The 24,971-nt window shown below is 56.9% G+C and carries 26 protein-coding genes; 10 read left to right on the top strand and 16 right to left on the bottom strand.

Annotated elements, in window-relative coordinates; translation table 11 throughout:
* Nucleotides 1-79: 79 nt before the first annotated feature.
* Genes AC0L6S_RS16935 through AC0L6S_RS16920 form a run of 4 tightly spaced genes read right to left on the bottom strand, consistent with a single transcriptional unit; the run spans nt 80 to nt 3,054 of the window.
* Entirely contained in the window at nt 80-724 is a 645-nt protein-coding gene (locus tag AC0L6S_RS16935) for an SCO family protein (RefSeq protein ID WP_473425285.1), read from the bottom strand.
* Nucleotides 721-1,620, bottom strand: coding sequence for a heme o synthase (gene cyoE, locus AC0L6S_RS16930; protein WP_473425284.1), 900 nt, complete (start codon nt 1,618-1,620; stop codon nt 721-723). Before cyoE ends, AC0L6S_RS16935 begins: the two co-directional genes overlap by 4 nt.
* Nucleotides 1,621-1,626: 6 nt before the next feature.
* Entirely contained in the window at nt 1,627-2,286 is a 660-nt protein-coding gene (locus AC0L6S_RS16925; RefSeq protein ID WP_473425283.1) for a hypothetical protein, read from the bottom strand.
* The gene (locus AC0L6S_RS16920) at nt 2,287-3,054 is read right to left on the bottom strand and encodes an SURF1 family protein (protein WP_473425282.1); all 768 of its coding nucleotides are present in this window, start codon (nt 3,052-3,054) and stop codon (nt 2,287-2,289) included.
* Between the two features lie 66 nt (nt 3,055-3,120).
* Here AC0L6S_RS16920 and AC0L6S_RS16915 point away from each other — a divergent pair, with 66 nt between their 5' ends.
* Nucleotides 3,121-3,381, top strand: coding sequence for a DUF2909 domain-containing protein (locus AC0L6S_RS16915; RefSeq protein WP_473425281.1), 261 nt, complete (start codon nt 3,121-3,123; stop codon nt 3,379-3,381).
* Here the strand turns inward: AC0L6S_RS16915 and AC0L6S_RS16910 are convergent.
* Genes AC0L6S_RS16910 through coxB form a run of 4 tightly spaced genes read right to left on the bottom strand, consistent with a single transcriptional unit; the run spans nt 3,378 to nt 7,710 of the window.
* A complete protein-coding gene (locus AC0L6S_RS16910) occupies nt 3,378-4,352 on the bottom strand; it encodes a cytochrome c oxidase subunit 3 (RefSeq protein WP_473425280.1) in 975 nt (324 codons plus the stop codon). The genes AC0L6S_RS16915 and AC0L6S_RS16910 overlap by 4 nt on opposite strands.
* A 41-nt stretch (nt 4,353-4,393) precedes the next feature.
* Nucleotides 4,394-4,954, bottom strand: coding sequence for a cytochrome c oxidase assembly protein (locus AC0L6S_RS16905; RefSeq protein ID WP_473425279.1), 561 nt, complete (start codon nt 4,952-4,954; stop codon nt 4,394-4,396).
* 14 nt (nt 4,955-4,968) lie between these two features.
* Nucleotides 4,969-6,549 (bottom strand): cytochrome c oxidase subunit I, encoded by a 1,581-nt coding sequence (gene ctaD, locus AC0L6S_RS16900; protein ID WP_473425278.1) that lies wholly within the window; start codon nt 6,547-6,549, stop codon nt 4,969-4,971.
* A 15-nt stretch (nt 6,550-6,564) separates the two neighbouring features.
* The gene (gene coxB / locus AC0L6S_RS16895) at nt 6,565-7,710 is read right to left on the bottom strand and encodes a cytochrome c oxidase subunit II (RefSeq protein ID WP_473425277.1); all 1,146 of its coding nucleotides are present in this window, start codon (nt 7,708-7,710) and stop codon (nt 6,565-6,567) included.
* Nucleotides 7,711-8,234: 524 nt separating this feature from the next.
* On the opposite strand from coxB, the gene AC0L6S_RS16890 reads away from it, so the two are divergent.
* Nucleotides 8,235-8,720, top strand: a complete 486-nt coding sequence (locus AC0L6S_RS16890) for a hypothetical protein (protein ID WP_473425276.1) — start codon at nt 8,235-8,237, stop codon at nt 8,718-8,720.
* Nucleotides 8,721-8,809: 89 nt separating this feature from the next.
* Here AC0L6S_RS16890 and AC0L6S_RS16885 read toward each other — a convergent pair whose 3' ends face one another.
* Nucleotides 8,810-9,100, bottom strand: coding sequence for a YheV family putative zinc ribbon protein (locus AC0L6S_RS16885; RefSeq protein ID WP_473425275.1), 291 nt, complete (start codon nt 9,098-9,100; stop codon nt 8,810-8,812).
* An 88-nt stretch (nt 9,101-9,188) separates the two neighbouring features.
* Between AC0L6S_RS16885 and AC0L6S_RS16880 the strand changes: the two genes are divergently transcribed.
* Nucleotides 9,189-9,755 carry a gamma carbonic anhydrase family protein gene (locus AC0L6S_RS16880; RefSeq protein WP_473425274.1) on the top strand — a complete coding sequence of 189 codons (567 nt, stop codon included), beginning with the start codon at nt 9,189-9,191 and terminating at the stop codon, nt 9,753-9,755.
* On the opposite strand, the gene aroE is transcribed toward AC0L6S_RS16880, so the two are convergent.
* The 6 genes from aroE to AC0L6S_RS16850 form a co-directional block, all read right to left on the bottom strand.
* Nucleotides 9,756-10,592, bottom strand: a complete 837-nt coding sequence (gene aroE, locus AC0L6S_RS16875) for a shikimate dehydrogenase (protein WP_473425273.1) — start codon at nt 10,590-10,592, stop codon at nt 9,756-9,758.
* Entirely contained in the window at nt 10,589-11,515 is a 927-nt protein-coding gene (gene hemF, locus AC0L6S_RS16870; protein ID WP_473425272.1) for an oxygen-dependent coproporphyrinogen oxidase, read from the bottom strand. The genes aroE and hemF overlap by 4 nt, the downstream gene beginning before the upstream one ends.
* 62 nt (nt 11,516-11,577) lie before the next feature.
* The gene (gene tsaC, locus AC0L6S_RS16865) at nt 11,578-12,144 is read right to left on the bottom strand and encodes an L-threonylcarbamoyladenylate synthase type 1 TsaC (protein WP_473425271.1); all 567 of its coding nucleotides are present in this window, start codon (nt 12,142-12,144) and stop codon (nt 11,578-11,580) included.
* Between the two features lie 2 nt (nt 12,145-12,146).
* Nucleotides 12,147-12,650, bottom strand: a complete 504-nt coding sequence (gene purE / locus AC0L6S_RS16860) for a 5-(carboxyamino)imidazole ribonucleotide mutase (RefSeq protein ID WP_473425270.1) — start codon at nt 12,648-12,650, stop codon at nt 12,147-12,149.
* A 152-nt stretch (nt 12,651-12,802) separates the two neighbouring features.
* Nucleotides 12,803-13,726, bottom strand: coding sequence for a DNA-processing protein DprA (gene dprA, locus AC0L6S_RS16855; RefSeq protein WP_473425269.1), 924 nt, complete (start codon nt 13,724-13,726; stop codon nt 12,803-12,805).
* Between the two features lie 42 nt (nt 13,727-13,768).
* Nucleotides 13,769-14,800, bottom strand: a complete 1,032-nt coding sequence (locus AC0L6S_RS16850) for a LysM peptidoglycan-binding domain-containing protein (protein WP_473425268.1) — start codon at nt 14,798-14,800, stop codon at nt 13,769-13,771.
* A gap of 310 nt (nt 14,801-15,110) precedes the next feature.
* Between AC0L6S_RS16850 and def the strand changes: the two genes are divergently transcribed.
* The 5 genes from def (at nt 15,111) to AC0L6S_RS16825 (ending at nt 20,826) form a co-directional block, all read left to right on the top strand.
* Entirely contained in the window at nt 15,111-15,617 is a 507-nt protein-coding gene (def, locus tag AC0L6S_RS16845; protein ID WP_473425267.1) for a peptide deformylase, read from the top strand.
* 5 nt (nt 15,618-15,622) lie between these two features.
* On the top strand, nt 15,623-16,597 hold the full coding sequence (fmt, locus tag AC0L6S_RS16840; protein WP_473425266.1) for a methionyl-tRNA formyltransferase: 975 nt from the start codon (nt 15,623-15,625) through the stop codon (nt 16,595-16,597).
* Nucleotides 16,597-17,895, top strand: a complete 1,299-nt coding sequence (gene rsmB / locus AC0L6S_RS16835; RefSeq protein WP_473425265.1) for a 16S rRNA (cytosine(967)-C(5))-methyltransferase RsmB — start codon at nt 16,597-16,599, stop codon at nt 17,893-17,895. The genes fmt and rsmB overlap by 1 nt, the downstream gene beginning before the upstream one ends.
* 102 nt (nt 17,896-17,997) lie before the next feature.
* Nucleotides 17,998-19,374, top strand: coding sequence for a Trk system potassium transporter TrkA (trkA, locus tag AC0L6S_RS16830; RefSeq protein ID WP_473425264.1), 1,377 nt, complete (start codon nt 17,998-18,000; stop codon nt 19,372-19,374).
* 3 nt (nt 19,375-19,377) lie between these two features.
* Nucleotides 19,378-20,826 carry a TrkH family potassium uptake protein gene (locus AC0L6S_RS16825; protein WP_473425263.1) on the top strand — a complete coding sequence of 483 codons (1,449 nt, stop codon included), beginning with the start codon at nt 19,378-19,380 and terminating at the stop codon, nt 20,824-20,826.
* 28 nt (nt 20,827-20,854) lie between these two features.
* On the opposite strand, the gene djlA is transcribed toward AC0L6S_RS16825, so the two are convergent.
* A complete protein-coding gene (gene djlA, locus AC0L6S_RS16820; RefSeq protein WP_473425262.1) occupies nt 20,855-21,658 on the bottom strand; it encodes a co-chaperone DjlA in 804 nt (267 codons plus the stop codon).
* A 188-nt stretch (nt 21,659-21,846) separates the two neighbouring features.
* Here djlA and glyQ point away from each other — a divergent pair, with 188 nt between their 5' ends.
* Complete coding sequence (gene glyQ, locus AC0L6S_RS16815) at nt 21,847-22,794, top strand: glycine--tRNA ligase subunit alpha (RefSeq protein WP_473425261.1); 948 nt, start codon at nt 21,847-21,849, stop codon at nt 22,792-22,794.
* 7 nt (nt 22,795-22,801) lie between these two features.
* The gene (gene glyS, locus AC0L6S_RS16810) at nt 22,802-24,880 is read left to right on the top strand and encodes a glycine--tRNA ligase subunit beta (protein WP_473425260.1); all 2,079 of its coding nucleotides are present in this window, start codon (nt 22,802-22,804) and stop codon (nt 24,878-24,880) included.
* Nucleotides 24,881-24,971: the final 91 nt, after the last annotated feature.

The raw sequence follows: 24,971 nt of genomic DNA, 5'->3' as shown, positions 1-24,971 counted from the left end.
GCTGTTTACCTTGCCGGAAGCGGCCGACCGACCCGCAACGCGTCAGTAAGCGCTTACTTTATGTTGGGGTAATGCACTCTCATTGATTCCAGAGGTACCTGGCCGAGCGATAAGTCACCTTCATTTTTGCCAGGTCCAACGGCGATTTGAAGAAACCGTGATAGTCTCCTCTCGGGTTTATGAGTGCCACATTGGCACTATGCTCCACCTGATAGTCGTCGCCCTCGCCGGGCACTTTGCGAAACGGCGTGTTCAGCGCAGTGGCAAAGCGATGTATATCCAGGAAATCACCAGTGACGCCAATAAACTCGGGATTGAAGAAGGGCACGTAGGTCGCCAATTGCTCCACGGTATCCCGCGCTGGATCCACGGACACCATTATCACCTGTGTATCCTCGGCCTCAGTACCCTCAATACTGCCCACAAATTGATTGAGAAAGCTCATGGTGGTGGGGCAGATATCCGGGCAGTGCGTGAAACCAAAAAACACGAGGCTCCACTGGCCCTCCAGTCGCGCAGGATCGAAAGCGTCTCCATGGTGGTCCACAAGGGCAAACTCCCCCAAATCACGCGGTGTTTCGAAGACATACAGACCATTGATGCGCATTTCCGATTCGGTCATCACCCGGGGCTGCGTGACCCGGTGCACGAACCCACCCACAATGACGGCGATAATCAGCAGCAGTCCTGCGACAGTGAACTTGATATTGCGTGACTGGCTCATAAGGTACTCACCGGAAAAATGTAATGATCAACCAACATAACCACAAATAGCGACATCAGGTAGATTATCGAGTATTTAAATGTCTCCATGGGTGCATTCGGGTTTTTGCCGCGCATCAATTCTATCGCCCAATACAGAAAACCACCGCCGAGCACCACCGCTCCCAGCAGGTAGAGCGGCCCACTCATACGTGTTGCGTAGGGCAGCAGGGTGATGAGGAACATCAGGATGGTATACAGCAGAATGTGCAGCTTGGTGAATGCAACGCCGTGAGTCACAGGCAGCATCGGAATTTCCACAGCGGCATATTCCTCGCGGCGGTGAATCGCCAGCGCCCAGAAATGCGGCGGCGTCCACGCGAAGATAATCAGCACTAACAGCAGCGCGTGGCCATTAATATCCCCGGTGACAGCCGTCCAGCCCAGCAGCGGAGGAGCGGCGCCCGCCAGGCCACCAATTACGATGTTCTGCGGCGTGGCCCGTTTCAGAAACATGGTATAGACAAACGCGTAGCCCACCAGGGAGGCCAGTGTCAGCCAGGCTGTGAGGGCGTTAATCCAGATGAACAGGATAGCCATGCCCAGCCCGCCCATTACCAGCGCAAATAGCGCCGCTTGCGAGTTGGACACGCGACCCTGGGCGATGGGGCGGCTGTGCGTGCGCGCCATTTTCTCATCCACGTGCTGATCCACCAGATGGTTCACTGCCGCCGCAGAGCCTGCACACAGCGCTATGCCGAGGTTGCCCAGAATCAGAACATGCAGCGGTACCATCCCCGGCACAGCCATGAACATGCCAATCGCCGAGGTGAGAATCATCAGCAAGACCACATTGGGCTTGGTCAATTCCTTGTAGTCGCGCCAACTGGCCGCGCCTGTCTGCTGTAGATTTGTCATTAGCCTTCAGCCACCGGAATTCTTGAGCAGGAACTTGAGATCCGCAATTACGTCTTTATACGATACCTCGTCATTGTATGACATCATTATCCAACCCGCAGGGTCCATGAGGTACCAGGTGTCCGCGGCGCCGCCATGTTCCGCAAACAGCTCTGCGTAAGCCGCGGGAGACACTATCAGCGTCTCCAGACCTTTGTGTTGCATCGACAGGTATTGCACAAAGTCCGCCGGGGCGGCATCGCCATCACTGAGCTGCGTCGCCGTCAACTGTGTATCGCGGACAGCGTGGTCGCTAATATAGAGACGGCGAATGCGGTTGAACTCCTTGCCCATAGCCACATGAATTTGTCGTGTCAGGTAAAGCGTTTTCTCACAGGACTCGTCACAGCGCCCACCAGCTGCCGGGATGATCATGGTCCAACGCGGCTCCATCTCAGCCACTTTCACACTGTCGCCAGATTCATCCAGCAACAACTGGTCATCGAGTTGCCGCGGCGGCTGCACCAGAGTACCCCTGTTTGCCGTTCCAAGTGCGCCGACCAGGTCAATGTCTCCGTTCACGACAAAGAACCACAGCCAACTGGCGGCCAGAATGACGGTCAACGGAATACCGCCGATTAAAAGCAGCACCATGCGGTTGCTGTTGTTGGGTTTGGAGTCTGTCATTTAGTCGCCTGTTTTTCCTGATCCCTTCAGTCTTTGCCCCAGATTAAAGCTGCGTGCAAGGTAATACACGAAAAGAACCCCCGCCATAGCAAACCACTGCACTGCGTAAGCGCTGTGCTTGGCTGGGCTCATATTCACTATCTGCCAGTCTGTGACCAATGCGCCGCGCTCATCGGCATCGATGCGCACCGGGTAGGGGAACACTTTACCTGCTTGCAGCGCGCTTATCAGCGGGGTGAGTTTTTCCATTTCCACCGCCTGTATCCGTTTCGGCCAGCCCTCTTCAAGCTGTTGCTCAGCCAAAAGAAACGGTGTGCCGGGCGCCACATACACATGTCCGGTTAACTCCACTGGGCCCTCAAGCTGCGGCACCGGCGGCAGGGTCTGCCGGTCTGCGGTACCTGCAACCCAACCCCTGTTTACCAGGGCGCTGCCACCGGACTGCAATTGCATTACGCCCAGCACTTCATAGCCAACCTGTCCCTCGCGCATCTGGTTGTCCAATAGAAAATACGCATCCGGCAGAAAGCGGCCGCGCAAGCGAACCGGTACGTAGGCTAACAATTGCGCCGGCTGCTCCGACAGTGATTCAAGGGGGGCGGGGAGTTGCTGCTGTCGGGTATCAAATGCCGCCGCCATCGCTTCTTTTTCCTCTGCCCGCTGTAACTGCCAAAAGCCCAGGCTAATCATCAGCGGAACCAAAATCGCAGTAAACAGGGCAATACGCCATTCGAAATCAAAATAAAAACCTGTTTTCGACTCAACCACGATCACGCTCCGGCGCAAATTCTGCGGCTGGTTTATACTGCTCGGGACTATTGAAGGAGACACCCATTGTTAAAAGCTGCAATTATCGTATTGATGCTGGCATTGCTCGCCAGCCTGGGAAGCGGATTTTACTATCTGATGATTGATCAGGGCGACGGGAAGAAACGGCGTACATTTCAGTCGCTGGGCATCAGACTGGCTTTCGCCTTCGTGCTGATGGTATTGATTGCATATGGTGTGGCTACCGGACAAATAGGCCATCAAAATCCCTGGGATGCCGGGCCTGCGCCACAGGCAACCCAGGAATCAGCGCCTGTGAGCCCCTAGAGTATATAGACAAACAGGAACAGGAATACCCACACCACGTCCACAAAGTGCCAGTACCAGCTGGACGCCTCAAAGCCAAAGTGATCGGTGGCGGTAAATTGCTTGCCGATCACCGAGCGCAGCAGCTGGATCAGCAGCATCGTCATACCCATGAATACGTGGAAGCCGTGAAAACCGGTCAGCATAAAGAACGTGGAGCCGTATATGCCTGCATTCAGGGTCAGGCCGAACTCGACATAGGCTTCATGGTATTCCATATATTGCAGACACAGGAAGATAATCCCCAGTGCTACGGTGATACCCAGCCACAAATTGAACTTCTTGCGGTCACCGGCGAGGATGCCCATGTGCGCGATATGGCAGGTAAGGCTGGATGTCAGCAGCACCAGCGTGTTCCACATAGGCAACCAGTGCCACCAGACGTGGGCATCGGCAAAGGACAGGCTGGTATTGGGGCTGGTGAAAGACCCGTTGTTTGCCATAAGTTGCGCGGCGGCACCACCCACGGCCTCCTGCGGTGTTTCCATCATCGGCCAGATATACTCAAATCCTGGCCATAGCAGTTCGTTCATCCGGCCGCCTTCGCCTTCACCGGCCAGCCACGGGCCGACCAGGTTGCGCACATAAAACAGTGCGCCGAAGAAAGCGAAGAAAAACATAACCTCTGAAAAGATGAACCAGAACATACCGAGCACATACGACTTCTTCAGCTGGGCGCTGTTCAAGCCAGCGATATTCTCGCGAATTGCGATTCGGAACCACGCAAACAGGGTGGCCATGAAGAAAAACAGGCCAACCAGAAATACTGTCCAGGAGCTGGTCGTTTCACTGGGGTCACCGAACGTCATATCGTTCATGATGCTAGCGGCACCATAGATACTCAGGAGCAACCCGATCGTGGCACAAACGGCCAACTTGCTCTTCTCTGGCACGTAATACTTTTCGTATTCTGTGGACGTTTGACTTGTCATCTTAGTTCTCCGTATATAGGGCGCCGGTTCGCGACCCACGCCTAGCGAGTAGCGACCGCTGCACCCGCTGTATCTGTTACATCAAATATAGTGTACGACAGGGTTATAGTTCCAATGTCACGCGGCAGGTCCTGATCGACGATAAACTGCAGCGGCAATTCCGCCGCGGTCTCGCCATCCAGAGGCTGCTGGTTAAAACAAAAACACTCTGTCTTGTGGAAATACGGTGCGGCCCTGGCGGGAGAGATACTCGGAATCGCCTGGCCCACCATCGCATTGGGCATCGGATTTCGCGCCTGAAAGACCGTACCATTCACCGCCCCGGGGTGCACTTTCATCATCGAAGTACTGGGCGCAAACTCCCAGGGCATACCCTCGTTGTTGCTGGCGATGAACTGCACTGTCACTGTGCGGCTCTCATCGACCTTTGCCTGCACCGCGGTATAGCTCTGGCCGCTGGGCTTGCCATTGATACCCAGGGCATCACACAGCACATTGTAAAGTGGCACCATCACTACAAATACGAACGCAAACATCAGCACCGCTACCGCGACCAGATTGGCCACGGTATTGATGTTGGGATTGTCACTGATTCGAAGCATTGGTCCCCGCCCCTCTAGGAGTGCGCGTGCGCCGCGTCAATTTTCGGTGGCGTCTCAAATGTGTGGTATGGCGCAGGTGTGGGTACAGTCCACTCCAGGCCTTCCGCACCGTCCCAGACTTTCTCATCGGTGATTTTCTCACCTGCAACAATAGTTGCAATGATGTTGTACAACCACAGTATCTGCGATGCACCGTAAATGAACGCACCGATACTGGACATCATATTGAAATCCGCAAACTGCAGTGCGTAATCAGGGATACGGCGTGGCATACCCGCCAGACCCACGAAGTGCTGCGGGAAGAACGTCAGGTTGAAGCCGATAAATGAGATCCAGAAGTGCGTTTTACCCATTGTCTCGTTGTACATACGGCCACACCATTTCGGCAACCAGTAGTACACGGCCGCCGTCATACTGAATACCGCACCCGCCACCATGACATAGTGGAAGTGAGCAACTACAAAGTAGGAATCGTGGTACTGGAAATCCGAAGGCGCAATGGACAGCATCAGGCCGGTAAACCCACCGATGGTGAACAATACCAGGAAGCCGATGGAGAACAGCATCGGTGTTTCAAAAGTGAGTGCGCCGCGCCACATGGTGGAGACCCAGTTAAATACTTTCACACCCGTGGGGACCGCAATCAACATGGTGGCATACATAAAGAACAGCTCACCGGATACCGGCATACCAACCGTATACATGTGGTGAGCCCACACGATGAACGAGAGGAATGCGATGGACGCTGTTGCATAGACCATGGAATCATAGCCAAACAGCGGCTTGCGCGAAAACGCCGGGATAATTTGCGAAACCACACCGAACGCCGGCAGGATGATGATATATACCTCGGGGTGTCCGAAGAACCAGAACACGTGCTGGAACAATACCGGGTCACCGCCACCAGCAGCGGAGAAGAAACTGGTGCCAAAATGCACGTCCATCAGCATCATGGTCACCGCACCGGCAAGCACCGGCATCACCGCCACCAGCAGGAACGCAGTAATCAGCCAGGTCCAGACGAACAGCGGCATCTTCATGTAAGTCATGCCTGGAGCCCGCATATTCATCACCGTGGCGATGATATTGATCGAACCCATGATCGAGGACAGACCCAACACGTGGATACAGAAGATGAAATAGGTCACTGACGGACCGGCATAGGTGGTCGACAGCGGCGCGTAGAACGTCCAGCCCGCTTGCGGCGCACCGCCTTCCATAAACAGTGTGGAGGCCAGCAACAGGAACGTCGGCGGCAGAATCCAGAAGCTCCAGTTGTTCATGCGCGGCAGCGCCATATCCGGCGCTCCGATCATCATCGGAATCATCCAGTTCGCCAGCCCCACAAAAGAGGGCATGATGGCGCCGAAGACCATCACCAGACCGTGAAGCGTTGTCATCTGGTTGAAGAACTCAGGGTCAACCAGTTGCATGCCGGGCTGGAACAGCTCGGCACGAATGATCATGGCAAAGGTGCCGCCCAGAATGAACATACAGAATGAAAACCACAGGTACATCGTGCCGATGTCTTTGTGGTTCGTGGTAAACAGCCAGCGGCTGAGGCCCTTGGCAGGACCGTGATGATGATCGCCCATCGTTAACTCCTCCAATTAGCCTTTTTTGTGGTTGTAAACATCAATGGGTTGAATAGTGTCACCCATGTTGTTGCCGAAAGCGTTGCGCTGATAAGTGATAACCGCCGCCATATCAACGTCGTTCAGCTGACCACCAAAGGCCTGCATCGCTGTGCCAGGCACACCGTTTATACCAATATCCAGGTGATGCCCGACATCGCCGGTGGCCACTGCACTTCCGGCAATGGCGACACCCACGCCACCCTCACCCTGAGCGCCATGACAAGCGAGGCAGTTGGTGTCATACACCGCCTTACCGCGCGTCATCAACTCGTCGAGCGTGAAGGTTTGCGCCATCAATTCTTTGATCTCAGCCGCTTCCTGCTGTTTGACCGAAAGCCACTCGCTGTATTCTTCCTTGCTTACCACATTGACCACAATGGGCATAAAGCCGTGGTTTCTGCCACACAGCTCGGCACATTGGCCGCGGTATACACCCTCTTTGGTCGCATTGGTCCAGACTTCGTTGATAAACCCTGGTATTGCATCACGCTTCACGGCGAGCTGCGGCACCCACCAGGAATGGATCACATCGTTGGCGGTGACCAGAAAGCGAACCTTTGTGTTGACCGGCAACACCAGCGGCTCATCCACTTCAAGCAGGTAGTGCTCACCCTTGGCTTCAGTGTTGTCTATCTCGGCCTGGGGTGTGCGCAGGTTGCTGAAAAAGCTGACATTCTCGCCGTCTTCATTGAGGTATTCATATTTCCACTTCCACTGATATCCAGTCACGACCACATCCAGTTCGGCGTCATCGTTATCATAGATTTCCAGCAGTGTTGTGGTGGCGGGAACAGCCATGGCCAGCAGAATGAAGAAGGGCACGATCGTCCAGGCGATCTCGACCTTGGTGCTCTCATGAAAAGTGGCGGGGGTGACGCCGCGTGATTTGCGGTGATAATAGATGGAGTAAAACATCACCCCAAACACGAGAATCCCGATGACTGTAGATATGCCGAGGATGATCATGTGCAGATCGTAAATTTTCCGACCCACCTCGGTGACCCCAGGTGACATATTGATATCGCTGATCTCGCCGCCGGCTGCCAAGGCGAACACGCTCATCAGCAACAGCACAGGACCAAGCGCGAGCTGACTCAGCCGCTTCGCTTTAAAAACCATTTCCCGTGTCTCCATGAATAAAAACTGTAATTCTCTAACCGGTATTCCTGTGCGCTCGCAGCCGCATGTTTGGCGTCAATTGCGATGTTCCTGGAACAAAAAACTGCTGGAAAGCAGCCATTCCTGGCACACCCTCTGCGGAATCTTACCGATTAATGTGCGTTAGTTGGCTGCGGCAAATTGCCGCACCCACAAAAAACGCGCGGATTATATCGGATATGGCGCGTAAATCCTACTCAGACTGAGACATCCTGACGCCGTAATTTTTCTGTTTGGCGAATGAGACAGCCGTACGAGCTCGGTGCTGGCTATATACAGGATCTGTACTAGCCTTTAGAGACGCTTTCAACCCCGAGTATCTCGGTGTCAGGTTGATTATGGTCTCACGTGAAATCCGTGAAATAATTCGCGCCGCAATACGCTCAGAAGAGAAAACCCACCGGTTGCGCACGCGCCTGGAGCGCCAACTGCCGCAATTACATAATAAGCTCCTGCTCCCGGAACATGAGCCGGCGTCCGCACTGATGACTTTTATTACCGAATATGTCAAAAGCGTGCCCAGCTGCCTGCGATTGGTAACGGCCGTGAGCAAACGCCTGGGCTTTTTCGACTACGCCGCCCCTTTTCTCCATCTCGCGGAAGATTACTTTTTCCAGCCGCCCGACGATCTACCCCACGATGGCGGTCTGGAAGCGTTATTGGACGAGGCCTTTCTCGCACTGCGCCTGCTTGAAGAGGTCAATGACCACCATATTCGGCATCTGGGGCGGCCACTGCTGCCAGTGGACATGACCGAAGCCAATATTATTGTTCACCACTTGCTGGGAGATGAATTTGCCACCCGGATGGAGCAACTGGTGCAATATACGGCGCAGCGCCTGCTTCACCGGGAGCATATGTGGGGGCAGGTACGCAATTTGCCGGGGCGCTCCGAGGCAGCAAGGCCGCTGTTCTCTACTGACGACCTGAGAAAACCCGCGGTAAACATCCGGCTACGACTCGCCTCCTGAACGCCGGTCAGGCAGACCGCCCATATCTGGCGGGTTGTGCTTTCGCTTGAGGTGCTCGCCCGGCGGCCAGATGTATTGACAGTCTGGTGCTAGCCCTTTGGCTTGCCCCGCTGCTGGGGATCGACAAGCTTGATCACTTCAGAGGGGGTCTCTACGCGCCGCGCCGCTGCCCGGCTCACTCGCGTAGGGATTTCCGCTGGCGTGTGCGTTGTCGGCGACACGGGCGGTTCGACAGGCGCGGCCGGGCGGGCTTCGCTGAAACCGCAACTTACGCAAACCCGCTGATCCGTGTCCATATCCACAATGATTTTGTCCATCAGCGCGCAACGCGGGCACACGGCGCCGGCAATGAAGCGCCTTCGGCGAGGGGTATCGTGCATTAATCTTCCTCCAAACAGCGACCGGGGTCTGGCCACGGTGCACCAGGCTGGCTATTGTAACAGCCTCAGCAGCTACGAGTTCATAAGCATGCAACACTACAGTGCAGACAATCTCCGCAGTTTCGGTGGCCACACCCCCCACATCGGTCAACGCGTACTGATAGACCCCAGCGCCGTCGTACTGGGTCAGGTATCACTGGGTGACGATGTCTCCATATGGCCACAGGTCGCCATCCGCGGTGATATGCACCACATCCGGATCGGTGCCCGAACCAGCGTACAGGATGGCTGCGTACTGCATATTACCCATGCGGGGCCTTTCAACCCCGATGGCTGGCCGCTGGAAATAGGCAGTGATGTCACCATTGGACATGGAGCGGTGCTGCACGGGTGCACGGTAGGGAGCCGTGTACTGGTGGGGATGGCTGCGGTTGTGATGGACGGCGCAGTGGTCGAGGACGAGGTTGTGATCGCCGCAGGTGCGCTGGTTACACCCGGCAAGGTGCTGCGCAGCGGTCACTTGTACGCCGGCAGCCCGGCGCGCGAGGTTCGACCCCTGAGCGACAGGGAGCTGCAGTATTTCGTCTACAGCAGCAACAATTATGTAAAGCTGAAAGACCAGCACATCGCCGAGTTGGAAGGCGGCGCACAGTAATCAACTCGCGGCCATCTTCTCCCGCAGGTGGTTGATGACCGGGCCTGTAGCAGGCCGCGCATTGCGCCAGATATAAAAAGATTCCGCAGCCTGTTCCACCAGCATACCCAGCCCATCGGCCACCGCCCATGCCGCATGGTGGGCTGACCACCGCATAAAAGGTGTCGGTTCAGAACCGTACACCATATCGTAGCAACAGCTCCTCTCGGTCAATAGATCACCCGGCAGTGGCGGTACTTCACCCGACAGGCCGGCACTGGTGGCATTGATAACAAGATCAAATTTCCGCTCGCCTATCACATCGAAACCGCCGCCCTGCACTGGCCCGATATCACCAAACTCATGGGCCAGCTGCGCGGCGCGCTCGCCTGTGCGGTTGACGACCAACAACTCCTTGGGTCGCTCGCGCATCAGCGGTTCCAGCACACCGCGGGCGGCACCCCCGGCGCCGAGCAAAAGCACGCGCAAGCCCTGCACGGTCCAGCCAAGATTCGCAATGAGATCGCGGATCAGGCCTATGCCATCCGTATTATCGCCCTCGATAGAGCCATCTGCCGCGCGGGAAAGTGTATTGACTGCTCCGGCGCGCTGCGCGCGAGCGCTGACGCGCTGGGCGAACTCGTATGCCGCCTGTTTGAACGGCACAGTCACATTCAAACCGGCGCCACCCCCGTCAAAGAACTGCGACGCGGCGCGCACAAACCCATCCAGCTCAACTTTCACTGCCCGGTACACCATGGGCTGTGCGCACTGCTCTGCGAACATACTGTGAATCGTTGGTGACTTACTGTGTTTGATCGGGTTACCGAAAACCGCGTACTTGTCTTTACCGCTCATGTGGCGCTTACCCCGTCTTCTTCGCCCAGCCAGTCCCGATCCTGAAGATAGTACGCCGTAAGCTCTTCCTCCGGCGTATCCCGAGGCGGGCTGTAGTTATACTCCCAACGTACCAGTGGTGGCAGCGACATGAGGATTGCCTCGGTCCGACCACCCGATTGCAGGCCGAACAACGTGCCGCGATCGAATACCAGATTAAATTCCACGTAGCGCCCACGCCGATAGAGTTGGAACTCACGCTCGCGCTCGCCATAGGGCTTGCGCTTGTTCCTTTGCACGATGGGGCGATAGGCCTGCAGATAGGAATCTCCCACTGCCCGCATAAAAGCGAAACTGGTTTCAAAATCCCATTCGTTGAGGTCATCGAAAAACAAACCACCGATGCCGCGAGGCTCACTACGATGCTTGAGGTGGAAATACTCGTCACACCAGGCTTTGAAGCGTGGGTAGACATCCTCGCCAAATGGCGCACAAGCCTCTGCCGCCGTGCGGTGCCAACTAATACAGTCTTCGCGATTAGCATAGTAGGGCGTGAGATCGTAACCGCCGCCAAACCACCAGATGGGCTCTTCACCGGGTTTGCTCGCGACAAAAAATCGGACGTTGGCGTGAGATGTCGGCACGTAGGGGTTGTGCGGATGAATCACCAATGAGACGCCCATTGCTTCATAGCTGCGTCCGGCCAGCTCAGGCCGCGAAGCGCTGGCAGAGGCGGGCAGTTCGGCACCGCGCACATGCGAAAAATTGACGCCGGCCTTTTCGAAGACGGCGCCGTCCGTCAGTACCCGGCTACGGCCACCGCCTCCCTCTTCGCGCTGCCACTCTTCCTCTATAAAAGTGGCGCTGCCATCCTCTTGCGCCAGTGACGCACAAATGCTGTCCTGTAACAGTAAGAGGTAGTCTTTGACCTGCTCGATCCGCATACCCACATTCCCTTGGGAAACTCGTCGGGGCGCATTATACGCACGCGATGGCAGTAACTGTACTAGTCGCGGATTATTTGACCGCTGAAAAGATCGCGAATGGCTGTCGGCCGCGCTGCGGCGCCCACCCGCCCTGGCAGCAGGTAGTCAAGGCTATCGCCGAAATAGCGGCGCACCTGATAGGCCTCCCGGGCTGGCCTCGCGCCAGCCGGGTTGGCCGAGGTAGACACCAATGGTCCGCCCCATGCCGCACACAGTTGACTGACAGCCGGGTGGCTACTCACTCGAACCGCGACCGTAGAGTGCGCACCGGTTACCCACTCCGGCACCAGATCCCGGTGCGGCAGCAACCAGGTGGTGGGGCCGGGCCAGCTATCGGAGAGAGGCCGACGCTGTTCGACAGACAGGCCGGACAACAAAAACTCGACCTGCGCCTGATCCGCTGCGACCAAAATCAGCCCTTTATCTACAGGCCTCGCCTTGAGCGACAACAAACGCGCGACGGCGTCTTCGTTGGCCGGATCGCAACTCAACCCCCACACCGCCTCCGTGGGGCAGGCGATAACACCCCCCTGACGCAGCGCATTGACTGCCGCGCGCAGGTGGTGGGCGCTGGGGAGCGGGGGCAATGTCAGCCTTTCAGGCTTTCTTGCAGAACGTCATTCTTGGCGTAGATATCCTGCGCGTTTGCGTTGCGCTCATCACTCAACGCCTGTGCGAGCTGCTCATCCGCCAGCGACAACATCTGAACCGCCAGATAGGCCGCATTTTTTGCGCCCGCCTTGCCAATCGCAACCGTCGCCACGGGAATTCCCGCGGGCATTTGCACTGTAGATAGCAATGCATCCAGCCCATCCAGCGAGGCGTTCATCGGCACGCCGATCACAGGTTTCACTGTCGCTGCGGCCACCGCACCCGCGAGGTGGGCCGCCATTCCCGCTGCGGCGATAAACACTGCGCAACCGCGCTGCTCGGCATCCTGCACATACGTTTTTGTCGCTTCTGGGGTGCGATGGGCCGAGGTTATTCGCGCTTCAAATGGCACGCCGAATGACCGCAACACGGCAAAGCTGGCCTCCATTACAGGCAGATCTGAGTCTGACCCCATCACAATCGCTACAAATGGCTTGCTCATCGAATATCTCCAGTAGTTGCTCATTGTTCATTTACAGTGGAACAGAAACCCGAATTGCGCCACGGGTAAAAAGGGGCGAAATCTAACGAAATGGCGCTTACTTGGCAAGCGACAAAACAATGGCGCGGCAGCGGGGTTCAATGCAGCCGGTATCAGCAGCGGATATAACCGCCCGCCGATCGCGCTATATGCCCGGCCAGTTCCAGCGCGGACAGCGCAGACAACACTTGTGACACCGGCCTCGCACTGCGCTGCACCAGTTCATCCAGGGTAGACACCTCAAAGCCTACCAGATCAAGCAGCCAAAGTTCACCGCCGCGCAGCGGCGCAGGTGTGTCCGTGGCAGCCTCTGCGGTGCTGGCAGATTGCATACAATCCTGCTGCAGGGTATACAGCGGGCCCAGTTCCTCCAGGATATCGTCCACGCTCAACACCATTTTGGCCCCGTCGCGGATCAGTTGCAGGCAGCCACGGCCGCCCTCGTGAAGTATCGACCAGGGCAGGGCAAAAACTTCCCGGCCCTGCGCCAGCGCGGTACCCGCAGTTATCAGGGAGCCGCTGGGCAGGGCCGCCTCAACCACCAGCACTCCCAGCGACAGCCCGCTGATAATACGGTTGCGCTGCGGAAAGTTCTGTTTACGTGGCGGCGTGCCAGGCGGGAACTCCGTCACAACACAACCGACCTGCGTGAGCTGTGTGGCCAGTGAGCGGTGACGATGCGGATACACCCGGTCTATTCCGGTAGCGACAACAGCGATGCTTTTACCACCGGCATCCAGCGCTCCGCGGTGCGCCGCGCCATCGATGCCCAGGGCGAGCCCTGAGCAGACGACCAGCCCGGCCTGCGTCAGCTGACCGCCGAGCATCTGCGCAACGCGCAGGGCTGCCGGGCTGGCGCGACGGCTGCCGACGACGGCCAACTGCGCATCATTTAGTAAGCCGGGATCTCCGCGAACATACAATACGGACGGGGGGTCGGGGATTTCGCGTAAAAGTGAGGGGTATTGTTCGTCATCCACCGACAACGCAATGGCATCCGCGGCCAGGGCCGCGGCTTTGGCTTGTGCAACATTCATACATCATCCTTGACGTTATGCCTGTTGTGAAATCAGTTGAACTCAGGGATTCTTCACCACATCGAATACCTGAAGAGGTCGACTGGTCTTGAGGATAATTGCGAAACTGACTTTTTCGTAAGCCTCAAACACCATCGCAAGTCCGGCGCGAGTATCCGGCAGAACCACATTCGACTGCGATATCTTGTCATAGACGTGCCTGCCGGCCTGATAGACCGCGAGCACGTTACCGATCTGGAGGCCGTCGCGCTTACCCTTGTTAATCACCACGATGCTCATGTCGCCGATCTGCGTAAGACCGCCTTCTACGGCGATCATGATACCGCCTTCAATCTCCTTATCCGGTGCCCGGGGGTGAAACGTAGCATCCAGAACACGTTCTTCAAGCGGCAACAGGCGATCGCCATTCATCACCTCTTCAGCGATGCGGGTGACTTCCAACTGGGTAACTTTATCGCGATTGCTGCTCTGCAGCTTGGCGTTGCCGATGTCCCTGACCTCGTATCCGAGGTACTCCTTCGTCACCGGATCTATAAAGTTCTGGCCGATGCGGTAAATGCCGTAGGTCCGCTCGCCATCGGGGAAAGGGCCAAGTCCATAAATCGTGTCACCGGGGCCGCTGATCAGGCGCCTTTCGTCGCCGGCCACTATATAAGCGGAGTTGTTGATCTCGTCTGCATCCATCACGCGATTCTTGATCAGCCAGGGGCCGATCTGATCCAGCGGTATCGCCGGGATAGCGAGATCGAGTGGCGTCACCCGCATATTGGGAGACAGTTTGACATCTCTGCCGCGCCGCATACGCAAATGGGGGCGACCATCAATCCACACCAGGTAGAGCTCATCACCCGGGTAAATAAGGTGGGGGTTATCGATCTGCGGGTTGGCATCCCATAATTCTGGCCACAACCAGGGCTCCTTCAGGTACATCCCCGAAATCCCCCAGAGCGTATCGCCTTTCTTCACGATATACGTCTCGGGTACATTCTCGTTGAGCTCCACCGCGGCCAGCGTCCAGGCACTAAAAAATAGCGACAAAAACAGCAAGCAAACCGATAGTGACCTTTTGTCCATTGTTGTTGTGTCCCTGTATCGCCTGTTTATTATCCGCCCATTCAGATGAATCGGCTCAGTGATTGCGGCCGCCCCCGACCACGCGCGATGTCACTGCATCGCTGCCCCTATGCGTTTTTCAAGCACGCTGTAAGATGTTGCACCCGTGCCTGCAGGTTTGGAAGTGCGGCACCCAAAGCTAGGCACCCTGTAATCACACCCTGTATACTAGCGACAGTTTGCTGCTGCAATATATTGCTGGCAAGCCCAAATGTTATTAATTCACGCAGCCAATTTCAGCCACTTATGGCGCTGGTAGGCAATCATTATCATGGCAGTACTGGAAATACTTGAGTTCCCCGATTCGCGTCTGCGCACTGAAGCCAAACCCATCACGGCAGTCACTGACGACACGCGTACGCTGATCGACGACATGTTGGAGACTATGTACGCCGCACCGGGAATCGGCCTTGCGGCGACCCAGGTAAACGTCCACCAGCGATTGCTGGTGATGGATATTTCAGATGACAAGAGCGCACCTCAGGTGTTCATCAACCCCGAGATAACCATCCTCGATCACGAACAGGGTGAGTACGATGAAGGCTGTCTTTCTGTACCCGGGTTCTACGAGACGGTCAGTCGTCCGCGCAAGGTCGAGGTCACCGCGCTGGATCGCAACGGCGAAGCGTTCACCTGCCAGTTGGATGGTTTGGCAGCCATCTGCCTGCAGCATGAAGTCGATCATCTGAACGGCAAACTATTTGTGGATTACCTGTCGACACTGAAGCGGCAGCGTATTCGCAAGAAGCTGGAAAAAGACCAGCGTCAGCGCGCCTGACACAGATGGGAGAAGCGCCATTGCGTATTCTATTTGCGGGCACGCCTGACTTTGCATCGCTGCATTTGAAGCACCTTATTGATAGTAAGCATTCACTTATTGGGGTGTATACACAGCCCGACCGCCCCTCGGGGCGGGGACGGAAGCTGCAGGCCAGCCCGGTCAAGCAGCTGGCCCTGCAAGCGGATCTTCCCGTATTCCAACCGCCCTCACTGAAAGACCCGTACGCACAGGAGCAGCTGGCCGCGCTGGGTGCCGACGTGATGATTGTGGTGGCATACGGCCTGATCCTGCCACAGGCCGTACTGGATACGCCGCTGTTCGGCTGCCTCAATGTACACGCCTCACTGCTGCCGAGGTGGCGCGGCGCGGCGCCGATACAACGCGCCATAGAGGCCGGCGATGCAACTACAGGCATCACCATAATGCAGATGGATGCCGGCCTGGATACCGGCGCGATGCTGGCCACGGCCAGTTGCCCGATCGGCGCTCACACCAGCGCGGCGGAACTGCACGATGAACTCGCGGTGCTGGGCCCACCCCTGTTGCTGGACGTGCTGGGCGATCTGCCGGGGTACCAGAAAAATAGTCGTGCGCAGGATGACTCGCAGGCCAACTACGCGCACAAGATTCTCAAGCCCGAAGCGCATATGGACTGGCGCTGCAGCGCACAGGTTCTGGACCGCCGCGTAAGAGCCTTCAACCCGTTTCCAATCTGCTTCAGCCTACTGGAGGGAGAGCGAATCCGGATCTGGCAGGCGCGCGCACAAACAGGGGAACCGGCAACCGCCCCCCCCGGCACCATAATCGCAACCACTGATGACGGCATTACAGTGTCCTGTGGCGAGCACTCACTGCGCATAGAGGTACTACAACTGGAAGGTGGAAAAGCGCTGGCGGCCAGGAAATTGTTGAGCGCACACCGGGCGAAGTTCGCCACCGGCAAGCGCTTCGACCTGCCAGCAGCGAGCACGGACTGATGGCACTGGACGTTCGGGCCGCCGCCGCCTCTGTGATCGGCGACGTTCTCGGCGGACTCTCCCTGAACCAGACACTACCGACACAACTCGAGAAAGTCAGCGCGCGGGACCGCCCCCTGCTACAACAATTGTGCTACGGCACCCTGCGCCAGGGGCCACGGCTGCAAGCGTTTCTGGCGCAGCTGCTGGACAAGCCTCTGCGCGCAAAGGACAGGGATATTCAGGGCCTGCTGCTGTGTGGTCTCTACCAGCTCGACAGCACCCGGGTGCCCGATCATGCGGCGGTTTCAGCAACTGTGGGCGCCACCAGAGTGCTGAAGAAACACTGGGCCAAAGGGATGGTCAATGCCATTCTGCGACGCTTCCTGCGAGAACATGAGCAACTGGCACAGTCAATGGACTCGGCAGCAACCGCCAGCCATCCGCGCTGGTTGTACGAGAAAATTATTGCACAGTGGCCAGAGCAGGCCGCCGACATCATCGCCGCCAACAACTGCCAACCGCCGATGACAATGCGCATCAACAGTCTGCGGAATACCCGGGACACCTGCCTTGAGACCCTGCAAAATAGTGGCATCGACTGCACTGCTGGCGAGCTGAGCGCGCGGGCGATACAACTGGCCCAACCGATGGACGTGTGGGATATTCCCGGATTTACCGACGGGCAATTAAGCGTCCAGGACGAAGCGGCACAAATGGCCGCTATCCTCCTCTCTGCTGGCGAGGGGGAGCGGGTGCTGGATGCCTGCGCCGCACCCGGCGGCAAGACCTGTCATATCCTTGAAACTCAACCCGCGCTTTGTGAACTGGTGGCCATGGACATCGACGATTCTCGGCTGCAGCGGGTCGAGGAAAACCTGACGCGGCTTGGCCTCAAGGCCACCCTCCTCGCCGCAGATGCAGCACACCCCCCAGCACAGCTCGCCCCACAGAGCTTCGATCGCATTCTGGTAGACGCGCCATGCTCAGCCAGCGGCGTGATTCGGCGCCACCCGGATGTCAAACTGCTGCGCCGCAACAGCGATATCGGTCAGCTGGGTAAACAACAGCAGGGAATACTGCGCGGACTTTGGCCGCTGCTAAAGGCAGGAGGCACCCTGCTGTACGCCACCTGCTCGATATTTGACGAGGAGAACAGTCAGGTCATCCAGCGCTTTCTCGACGCAAATAGCGATGCTTCCCTGATTGAAGCGGATAGTTCATGGGGCCACCCGGCCTCTGCCGGGCGACAACTGCTCCCCACCACAGGAGGCTCGGATGGCCTGTTTTACGCCGCGCTGCGCAAAGCGAGCGAATGACATGTGTAAAATTACGCCCCCCCAGCCCTTACAATCACCGGGTGATTTCTTTATCGTGCTCGCAAACTTAGGGACTCTTCACAAACCAGAGCTCAGCAGGCCATGAAGATCATCATCCTCGGGGCAGGCCAGGTCGGCGGCACGCTCGCCGAACACCTGGCCATCGAGCAGAACGACATTATCGTCGTCGACACTGACGGCGATAAACTGCGCGCCCTCCAGGATCGCCTGGATATCGGCACGATCGTCGGCGGCGCCTCTCACCCTAACACACTGTTCAAGGCCGGGGCCGAAGATGCCGACATGCTCGTCGCTGTCACCAACAGTGATGAGATCAATATGATGGCGTGTCAGGTTGCCTATACGCTTTTTAAAACACCCACCAAGATTTGCCGCGTGCGCTCACCCAACTATCTGGCGCACCAGGAGCAACTGTTCACCCGAGACCACGTACCGGTCGATGTCATTATCGGTCCGGAACAGCTCGTTACACAGAGTATAGAAAGGCTGATATCCAATCCCGGTGCTCTCCAGGTTCTCGATTTTGCCGAGGGCAGGGTGCAGTTGGTCGCTGTGCGGGCGTATCACGGCGGGCCGATCGTCGGACATGAGCTACAGGAAATTCGCCGCCACATGCCGAAAGTGGACACACGGGTGGCCGCAATTTTCCGTCAGGATCACGCAATTATTCCCGAGGGCAATACAGTGGTGCAGGCGGATGACGAGGTTTTCTTCATCGCCGCTAAAGACAATATCCGGGCGGTTATGTCGGAGCTGCGCAAGGTCGACAAACCCTATAAGCGCGTGATGATTGCCGGCGGCGGCAACATCGGTGCGACGCTGGCGCAAACACTGGAAAACCAATATCAGGTGAAGCTGATAGAGAAAACGTATGAACTCTGCCGGGTGCTAGCCGAGCGCCTCAAACACACCATCGTGCTCAACGGCAGCGCCTCTGAACCACAGCTGTTGGCCAGCGAAAACATCGAGGCTACAGATGTTTTTTGCGCCTTAACCAACAGCGATGAAGCCAACATCATGATGTCGATGTTGGCCAAGCGTATGGGCGCGAAAAAGGTGATCACTTTGATTACCAACTCGGCCTATGCGGAGTTGGTGGGCGATGAAATCGATATCGCGATTTCTCCGCAACAGATTACGATCGGCAGCCTCCTCACCCACGTGCGAAAAGGCGATATCAGCAATGTGCACTCGCTGCGCCGGGGGGCGGCGGAAGCCATTGAAGTCACCGCCCACGGTGATTCCCGCTCCTCCAAAGTGGTCGGCCGACAGCTCGATGAAATAAAGCTGCCGGAAGGCGTAACCATCGGCGCCATCGTACGCGGTGAACAGGTGCTGATCGCACACGGGCATATCGTGGTGGAGACCGATGACCACGTGATTCTCTTCCTGCTGGACCGCGGACAGATTCGGGCCGTTGAGAAACTCTTTGCAGTCGGACTGGGTTTTTTCTCCTAAGCCATGCACTTTTCTGTCTCTTTTCGCATTCTCGGCATCCTGTTGATGCTATTCAGCACGGTGTTGCTGGTGCCATTGTTTATGGCAATGCTGGAGCCTGAACCAACTGTTCCCGGCTTTCTCTCAGCGATGGGTATTATTTTTTTCTCGGGTCTGCTGATGTGGTATCCGGTGCGCAATGCAAGCCACGAGCTGCGCATTCGCGACGGCTTTCTGATTACCTCGCTGTTCTGGACTGTACTCGGCCTGTTCGGTGCCCTGCCTTTTTCCCTGACAGAGGCGCTGGAAATATCACCGATGGGGGCCGTCTTCGAATCCATCTCCGGTCTCACCTCATCCGGCGGCACGGTGATTGTCGGCCTCGATTCACTGCCTAAATCCATTCTTCTCTACCGCCAACTGCTGCAATGGCTGGGTGGAATCGGGATTATCGTTGTCGCTGTTGCTATCCTGCCGATGCTGGGCATCGGGGGTATGCAGTTGTACAAGGCGGAGATGCCCGGGCCGTCCAAGGACAACAAACTCACCCCGCGCATTACCCAGACTGCAAAGGCGATGTTTGTGGTTTATCTCATCATCACCGTGTGCTGCGCCGTGGCCTACTGGGCTGTCGGCATGTCGGTGTTTGACGCCATCGCACACTCCTTTTCAACCGTTGCACTCGGAGGGTTCTCCACCCACGATGCCAGCCTCGGCTATTTCAACAGCGATGCAGTGCTTGTGGTCGCCACTGTTTTCATGTTCGCATCGAGTATCAATTTCGGGCTGCATTTTATTGCCTGGCACCGCAAATCCTTAGGGGTCTACCGCCGGGATTCCGAGACACGTTTCTACACCTATGCCGTGTTGATCTGCATGAGTATCACGGTGTTCTGCCTGATTATCTGGGACATCCACGGGCACTCCGAAAGCCTGCTGCACGGCGTATTCCAAGTACTGTCGATTATCACAACCACCGGGTTTTCAACCGAAAATCTCGCGGCCTGGCCGGTTGCACTGCCTATCATGGCCATTTTCTTTTCCTGCATGGGCGGCTGTGTAGGCTCGACCACGGGTGGGATAAAAGCCATGCGCGTCATGCTTGTCACCAAGCAGGGGATGCGCGAACTCAAGCAGCTGGTGCACCCGCAGGCGGTCATTCCATTGAAGGTCGGCGGACGCCGGGTCGAGGCAACCATCGTCAGCGCGGTGTGGAGTTTCTTTGCTGTCTACTCCATCGCGTTCATCGTGCTGTTGTTACTTCTGATGTTGATCGGCATGGATTTTACCACCGCCTTTTCATCGGTCGCCGCAACGCTCAATAATCTGGGTATGGGTATCTCCGGTGTGGCCAATGGCTTCGGCGAGGTGTCCGAGTGGGGGAAAGCGATTCTCTGTTTCGCGATGCTGCTGGGGCGCCTGGAAATCTTTACACTGCTGGTGCTGTTCACGCCGGCTTTCTGGCGTATCTAGGTAGAATACGCCAGATGTCATGCGCCGCTTATCGCATAGCCGGGCGCGTTTTCTTGATCATTTCATACGCGCTCTGAATCTCCTGGGAGCGCGCAGTGGCCAGTTCAATCATCTCCTGCGGAACACCTTTGGCGATCAGTTTGTCCGGGTGGTTTTCACTCATACGCTTGCGATAGGCACGCTTGACGTCTTTGTCGCTGGCATTGCTGTCGACACCGAGTGCGGTATACGCATCGGCCAGCGTGGTTTCATTTGAAGGCGCCTGAGGCCTCTGCCGGTGAAAATGCTCCTGCGCCCTGGCCATACGCAGCAATTGTTCGAGTTGGCCGGCGCCGAGCCCCATCACGCTGGCAATCCGCACCAGTGCGGCATGCTCAGAGGCCTCTATACCGCCCTCGGCCTGGGCCAGCGAAATCAGGAACAACAAGAGCGTCTGCTGCAGCTGGCGCTGCGGCCCACACACCTGCACAAAGTCCGCGACCGCCTGCTCCATCTGGAAATCGCTGGCAGCACCGCGATGGAACAGCTCAATCGCCCGCTTGCGCTGCTGCGCATCCAGCGCCATCTGCGCAATTATCTGCTCGGTGTGGTCTATCTCAGACTTGGAAATACGGCCATCGGCCTTTGCCAGGTGACCGGAGAGCAGGAAAGTGGTCTCGAAAAAACTATTGCGGATACGTTCGACATTTTCCGGTGAACCGAACAACAGCGCCTTTTGCAGTGCGCGGTCGAACAAATGGCCCACCAGCAGACCCAATATCAACCCGGGAATACCGCCCGAGACGAGGCCAATAAAACCGGCGACTATTTTTCCAAAGAACGGATACTTCATATTCGGTAATCTTCTCAGACAGGCAAATTGAACCCGACAAACACTAACTATCGCTAAGCAATCCCGGGCGTTTCTGCTCCGACGGCTCTACTGGAAGAGTTTCACTTTCGGGGAAAGCACGTATTATGCCGCCAAAAGAGCCTGTATAATACCCGGCTTTTTGCAGCGATCAGACAGGCGGGCCGCCGGTGGCACAATCCAAAAATGAAACCCTGACGTTTCAGGCGCTAATTCTAAAACTGCAGCAGTTTTGGGCAGAACAGGGCTGCGTGGTGTTACAACCTCTGGATATGGAAGTGGGTGCAGGGACCTTTCACCCTGCCACGTTCTTGCGCGCGGTAGGTCCGGAAAGCTGGAATGCCGCCTATGTGCAGCCTTGTCGTCGCCCCACAGACGGGCGTTACGGTGAGAACCCCAATCGCCTGCAGCATTACTATCAGTTTCAGGTTGTCATGAAGCCATCGCCGGAGCACTTCCAGCAGCTGTATCTGGAATCACTGGCGGCGCTGGGCATCGACTCGACAGTACACGATATACGCTTCGTGGAAGACAACTGGGAATCACCCACACTGGGGGCCTGGGGTCTGGGCTGGGAAGTCTGGCTGAACGGTATGGAAGTTACGCAGTTCACCTATTTTCAGCAGGCCGGCGGGCTGGAGTGCTATCCCGTCACCGGGGAAATCACCTATGGCATCGAGCGCATAGCGATGTATCTGCAAGGTGTGGACAGCATCTATGACCTGCTGTGGTCCGAGGGGCCGGCCGGTAAGGTCACCTATGGCGATGTGTTTCACCAGAACGAAGTGGAGATGTCGCACTACAACTTTGAAGAAGCAGATGTCACCAAGCTGTTTGCCGATTTCGATTTCTGCGAGGGCGAGGCGCTGCGACTGGTAGAGAAGAACCTGCCACTGCCAGCTTACGAAATGGTAATGAAGGCATCGCATGCCTTTAACTTGCTGGATGCCCGCCACGCGATTTCCGTCACCGAACGCCAGCGGTTCATCCTGCGGGTACGCACTCTGGCCCGGGCTGTCGCCCAGGCGTATTTCGATGCCAGGGCAGCACTGGAATTTCCATTGGCAGAGCAGAGCCTGCGCACCGAAGTTCTCAACCGGATCAAGGCAGGAGAGTAGTAGCCGTATGAACACCGAAACCCTGTTGGTTGAACTGGGCACCGAGGAGCTGCCACCCAAGGCGTTGAAGTCCCTGGGCCTGGCATTTCGCGATGGTATTGTCGATGGGCTGCGGCAGCGCGAGCTGCATCACGGTGAGGTGCAGTGGTTTGCGACACCGCGCCGTCTGGCCGTGATCGTTGATGCGCTGGTGTTGCAAGGCGCGGAGAAGGCCGTTGAGGTACTCGGCCCGCCACTGGAGCGCGCGCGCGATGACCAGGGCAATTGGTCGCCCGCCGCCACAGGCTTCGCCAAAAAGCAGGGTGTAGAACCCGAGCAGTTACAGGCTATTGATACCCCCAAGGGCCAGCGTCTGGGATTGCGCACAACTGTCGCCGGATACAACACCTCCAACGAGCTAAATGCCATTATTCAGGGCAGTATTCAAAAACTGCCCATTCCCAGACGAATGCGCTGGGGTGCCAGTCGCGAAGAATTTGTACGCCCTGTCCACTGGGTAGTAGCCATGCTGGGCGAGCAGTTCGAGCACGGTGAAATTCTCGGCGTAACTAGCGGCAACACAACCCGGGGTCACCGCTTTATGAGCAGCGGCCCGATCACACTGCACAGGGCTGAGGAGTATACCGATGCGCTGTTTGGCGCCCACGTGGTGGCAGGGTTTGAACAGCGCCGCGAGATGATTCGCGAACAGGTCACCGCACAAGCCAGCGCGCTGGGTGCCACCGCTGTCATCGATGATGACCTGTTGGATGAAGTCACAGGTCTGGTTGAGTGGCCTGTTGCACTCACCGGCTCGTTTGAAGCGCGCTTTTTGCAGGTGCCGGCAGAGGCCCTGGTTTCCTCGATGAAGGAACACCAGAAGTATTTTCATGTGGTTGATGCAGATAGCACACTTGCGCCGCATTTCATCACAGTGTCAAACATCGTAAGCAAAGATCCACAGCAGATCATCGCTGGCAATGAACGCGTTATTCGTCCACGGTTGTCGGACGCCGCTTTTTTCTTCGAGACAGACAAAAAAGTGCCTCTTGCAGACCGCCTGCCCGCGCTCGAGAAAATTGTCTTTCAGCAGAAGCTAGGGACGCTACTGGACAAGACCGAGCGCGTCACCAGACTGTCGGCCGCTCTGGCACCACACGTCGGTGCAGATGTGGCCCGGGCGCAACGTGCCGCGCAGTTGAGCAAGACCGACCTGGTGACCGATATGGTCCTGGAGTTTTCCGATATGCAGGGCATTGCCGGTTCCTACTATGCACTGCACGACGGGGAACACGCCGAAGTCGCCTCCGCTCTGGCACAACAGTACTGGCCAAAATTTGCCGGCGACAAGCTGCCGGAAAATCCAACCGCCTGCACACTCGCTATCGCTGATCGTATGGATACATTGGTCGGTATCTTCGGTATCGGACAGCCACCCACCGGCTCCAAGGATCCGTTTGCGCTGCGCAGGGCATCGTTGTCGGTATTGCGTATCATCGTCGATAAAAACCTGACTATCGACTTGCGTGAGTGTCTGGAGCTCGCCGTCGCCCAGTATCCTGAAGGAACTTTGCAGCAGGGTACGGCAACGCAGGTGCTTGACTATATGATCGAACGCTTCCGCGCCTGGTACGAAGAAGACAATATTCCCGCTGAAGTGTTCAAGTCTGTCAGTGCCCGTAAGCTCTCGCGCCCACTGGATATCCATCGCAGGGTACAGGCTGTGCACGCCTTCACCCAGCTGCCAGAGGCACAGGCGCTCGCGGCCGCCAATAAGCGGGTTTCGAATATCCTCGACAAACTGGACAGTGACCACTCCTTTGGTGATGTAAGCGCTAACTTACTTCAAGAGCCACAGGAAAAGGCACTTTCAGAAAGCATTCAGGCGTTGTCTGCAAGCTGCCAGCAGTATCTGGAACACGATGAATACTCGCAGGCGCTGAACTCTCTGGCCAGCCTGAGAGCACCGGTCGACGCGTTTTTTGACGGCGTCATGGTCAACGCAGAAGACGAGGCGCTGCGCAACAATCGGCTCAACCTGCTGAAGCAGTTGCGCGAGCTGTTTCTCGGCGTTGCCGATATCTCGTTGTTGGCAGTCGCGAAATAACCTTCCCGCCGCGCGTCCTTTCGACCATAACCGGCCTCAAATAGCGACAGGTGGCTGACCCTGTATCAGCCACGTCGCTTTTGCAGACCGG

Source organism: Halioglobus sp. D3-4 (assembly GCF_055809315.1).
The sequence above is the reverse complement of the archived record's forward strand: the minus strand, read 5'-3'. Positions and strand labels throughout refer to the sequence as shown.